2 protein-coding genes and 1 pseudogene are annotated in these 3,905 nt (G+C 66.1%); 2 read left to right on the forward strand and 1 reads right to left on the reverse strand.

From position 1 onward, the window contains the following. Positions 1–19: 19 nt before the first annotated feature. Both DM995_RS20515 and DM995_RS20520 read left to right on the forward strand, forming a co-directional pair. Complete coding sequence (locus tag DM995_RS20515) at positions 20–2,089, forward strand: glycoside hydrolase family 97 protein (RefSeq protein WP_116970887.1); 2,070 nt, start codon at positions 20–22, stop codon at positions 2,087–2,089. Further along, positions 2,086–3,000 carry an alpha/beta hydrolase gene (locus DM995_RS20520; protein ID WP_232824595.1) on the forward strand — a complete coding sequence of 305 codons (915 nt, stop codon included), beginning with the start codon at positions 2,086–2,088 and terminating at the stop codon, positions 2,998–3,000. The genes DM995_RS20515 and DM995_RS20520 overlap by 4 nt, the downstream gene beginning before the upstream one ends. A 365-nt stretch (positions 3,001–3,365) precedes the next feature. Here DM995_RS20520 and DM995_RS22850 read toward each other — a convergent pair. Next, a pseudogene (locus DM995_RS22850) lies at positions 3,366–3,668 on the reverse strand (transposase); the annotation flags it as partial. Between the last annotated feature and the right edge of the window lie 237 nt (positions 3,669–3,905).

Below are 3,905 nucleotides of genomic sequence, written 5' to 3' on the forward strand. Positions count from 1 at the left end.
CTTCCCCAGGAGATTCCCCATGCGATCGCTGCTGCTAGTCCTGCTTACCTGGCTCGCGGCGCTCGCCGCGCCCGCGCTCGCGCAATCCGCCCCGGTCGCGAGCGTCGCCTCGCCCGATGGCCGGGTGCGGATCGACGTGACGATCGATGGCGAGGGCTGGGCCCAATATGCCGTCAGCCGCGACGGCAAGCCGCTGATCGCGCCCTCGCGGCTGGGCTTCCAGTTCACCGACCAGGACGGCTTCGGCCGCAACAGCCGCTTCGTCGCCAGCGAGACCGGCAGCGTCGACACGCGCTGGGACCAGCCCTGGGGCGAGCGCAAGACCGTGACCAACCGGCATAACGAGCTGCTCGTCCGCCTCGTCTCGCCCGGCGCCAGCGACGCGCTCAACGACCGGCCCGCCGACCGCCCGATCGCCATCCGCTTCCGCGCCTTCGACAACGGCATCGGCTTTCGCTACGAATTCGCCGCGCGCGCCGATGGTCGGCCCTGGCGCATTGCCGACGAACTGACCGAGTTCGTCATCGCCGCGCCCGGCCAGGCCTGGTGGATCCAGGCGGGCGACTGGAACCGCTACGAATATCTCTATCACGCGACAGCCATCGATCAGGTCTCCGCCGCGCACACGCCGATGACGGTGAAGCTAGAGGACAGCACGCATCTGGCGTTCCACGAGGCCGCTCTGGTCGATTATGCCGCGATGTGGCTCAAGCGCGTCGACGGCCAGCGCTTCCGCGCCACGCTCTCGCCCTCGAGCCGCGGCGCGAAGGTCGAGCGCACAGGCGCCTTCACCACCCCCTGGCGCAGCATCCGCATCGCCGGCAGCGCGGGCGGGCTTTACGACAACGATCTCGAGCTCAACCTCAACGAACCCAACCGGCTCGGCGACACCAGCTGGTTCACCCCGCACAAATATGTCGGCGTCTGGTGGGAAATGCACCTCGAGACCAAGAGCTGGGCGAGCGGGCCGAAACACGGCGCGACCAATGCCAATGTCCGTCGCCATATCGATTTCGCCGCTCGCCACGGCTTTCGCGGGGTGCTGGTCGAGGGCTGGAACAAGGGCTGGGACGGCAACTGGTTCGGCAATGGCCGCGATTTCGATTTCGTCCAGAGCTATCCCGATTTCGACCTGCCCGACCTTGCCGCCTATGCGCGCCAGCACGGCGTGCGCCTGATCGGCCATCACGAGACCGGCGGCAATATCGCGAAATACGAAAGCCAGCTCGGCGCGGCGCTCGATCTCTATGCCCGGCACGGCGTCGATGCGGTCAAGACCGGCTATGTCGCCGATGCGGGCGGCATCATCGCGCCCGGCGACGGGCTCGGCGAGCAGCGGATGGAATGGCATGACGGCCAGCGCATGGCGCAGCATCACCTCAAGGTCGTGCAGGAGGCCGCCACGCGCCGCATCGCGGTCAACCCGCACGAGCCGATCAAGGACACAGGGCTAAGGCGCACCTATCCCAACTGGGTGAGCCGCGAGGGCGCGCGCGGGGGCGAATATCAGGCCTGGGGCACACCCGGCAACGGGCCCCGCCACGCGCCCACCCTGGTGTTCACGCGGATGCTCGCCGGCCCCATGGACTATACGCCGGGCATTCTCTCGCTGAAGGGGCGCGGCGGGCGCGATCTCGAATCGACGCTGGCGCGCGAGCTGGCGCTCTATGTCGTGCTCTATTCGCCGATCCAGATGGTCGCCGACCTGATCGAGAATCTGGAAGCCCACGCGCGCGAACTGGCCTTTATCGAGAAGGTGCCGACCGACTGGGAGGAAAGCCGCACGCTGCTCGGCGAGGTCGGCCAGATGGCGGTGATCGCGCGCAAGGACCGCAACGGGCCCGACTGGTATATCGGCGGCGTCACCGACGACAGCGCGCGCGAGGCGACGATCGACCTGTCCTTCCTGCCCAGGGGCAGCCAATGGCGGGCGCATGTCTGGCGCGATGGCGACAGTGCCGATTACCGCACCGAGGCGCGGCACCAGATCGTGATCGAGCAGAAGCCCGTCGCCGCCGGGGACACGCTCAATATCCGCATGGCACCGGGCGGCGGCTTCGCCATCCGGCTGGAGCGGCTGGGGCGGTGAACGCCTGGCTGCGGCTCGCGCTGGCGCTGTTCGCGCTGGCGCTCGCGCCTGCGCTGCGGGCCGAGGATTCGGGAAGGCTGCTGCAGTACGAGCGGATCGCGGCGGCGGGCCTGCCCGACCAGCGCCTCACCATCTGGTTGCCGCCGGGCTATGACGCCAGGGCGCGGCGCTACCCGGTGCTGTACATGCACGACGGGCACAATCTGTTCGACCGCCGCTGGTCCAATTTCGACAAGATCTGGGCGGCGGACAGGGCGATGCTGGCGGTGTCGGCCAGCGGCGCGGTCGAGCCGCATATCATCATCGGCATCTGGGCACCCGGCGCGGACCGTTTCCGCCAGTATCTGCCGCGCGACATTCACGACGCCGCCTCGCCCGGCTTGCGGGCACGGATGGACGCGGCCGCCAGCGGCCCGATCCTGTCCGACGCCTATCTCGCCTGGATCGCAGGGCCGCTCAAGACCTGGGTCGATACGCGCTTCCGCACCCGCCCCGGGCGCGACGATACTGCGATCATGGGATCGAGCATGGGCGGGCTGATGAGCTGCTACGCCTTCCTGAACCGCCCCGACATTTTCGGCCGCGCCGCGTGCATCAGTTCGCACTGGCCCGCCATCGATCCGCGCGCGGTGCAAGGCGGCGATCCCGAGCTGATCGGGCTCTGGGACCGCTGGTTCGCCGAAAAGCTGGGCGCGCCCAACGGCCGCCGTCTCTGGTTCGACCACGGCACCGCGACGCTCGACGCCTTCTACGCGCCCTATCAGCAGGCGGTCGACGCCCGCATCGCCGCCTCGCGCTGGCAGAAGGGCCAGGACTGGGAGAGCCGGGTGTACGAAGGCGCGGAACACGAGGAAAACGCCTGGGCCGCGCGTTTGCCCGAGATTATGGGGTGGTTGTTGCGGGGGGAGTAATCGCGATTTGAGAAACTCGGCCCACGAAAGTTGGTTCGGTCTTCGTGCACTGTAGCCGGAACCTCCATCGCGGCGAGCCAGGCTTGTGAGCCGATTGGTCGCCCGATGGACTCCGCCTTGCGCAATGCCGCATAGCTCATCGCTTCATCGAAGGGTTCGCCCAGAAACGCCGCAAAATCACCGACCCGTTCGAGTGCGGGCGCGACCTTGACGACATGATCGTCCGCTCCTGCCAGATGCGCCGAGGTGCTGGACCACCGCCAGTCTTCCGCCCGCTCCACCAGCCGCGCCCGGACCGGATTGAACGCGATATAACGGAAAGCGTGATGCAGATGCTCCTCGTGCATTGCCACCGATGAAAACCGGCCCTGCCACAGATGCCCGGTCGTACGCAGGCGCGCGTTGATATAGCCAGTATAATGGCGATGCACGAACCGGAAGGTCCGCCGCAATCCGTCCACATCTTCAGGCAAGGCGATGATGTGGACATGGTTGGGCATCAGGCAATAGGCCCAGATCGCCACGCGCGCCTGCCCCGCAGCCTGCGCCAGCAGATCGAGATAGAGCGCATAATCGCCATCTTCAAAAAACGTCCGCTCCCGCCGGTTACCTCGCTGCGTGATGTGATGCGGGATGCCCGGCAGGACGAGGCGAGGTAGGCGGGCCATGATGCGATCAGCTTCGCTCCGTCTGAAGGGGAGAGGTATTTAGGGGTTTATGCACGTGTCACCGTAATTCCGTAATTCCACCTGTCACCGGAATTCATGAATAATTTGGGGGTTGCTGCACCTGTCACCGGGATTGCAGCTTCAAATCAACAAATTCAATACCATTATTAACAATAAAATCTTTGCGACTTCTAACGATTTTATAGCCTTCAATAAAGTTCAAGCTTGACGGGAGGT

Source organism: Blastomonas sp. UPD001, assembly GCF_003426715.1.
In the GTDB taxonomy this organism is placed as follows: Bacteria; Pseudomonadota; Alphaproteobacteria; order Sphingomonadales; family Sphingomonadaceae; genus Blastomonas.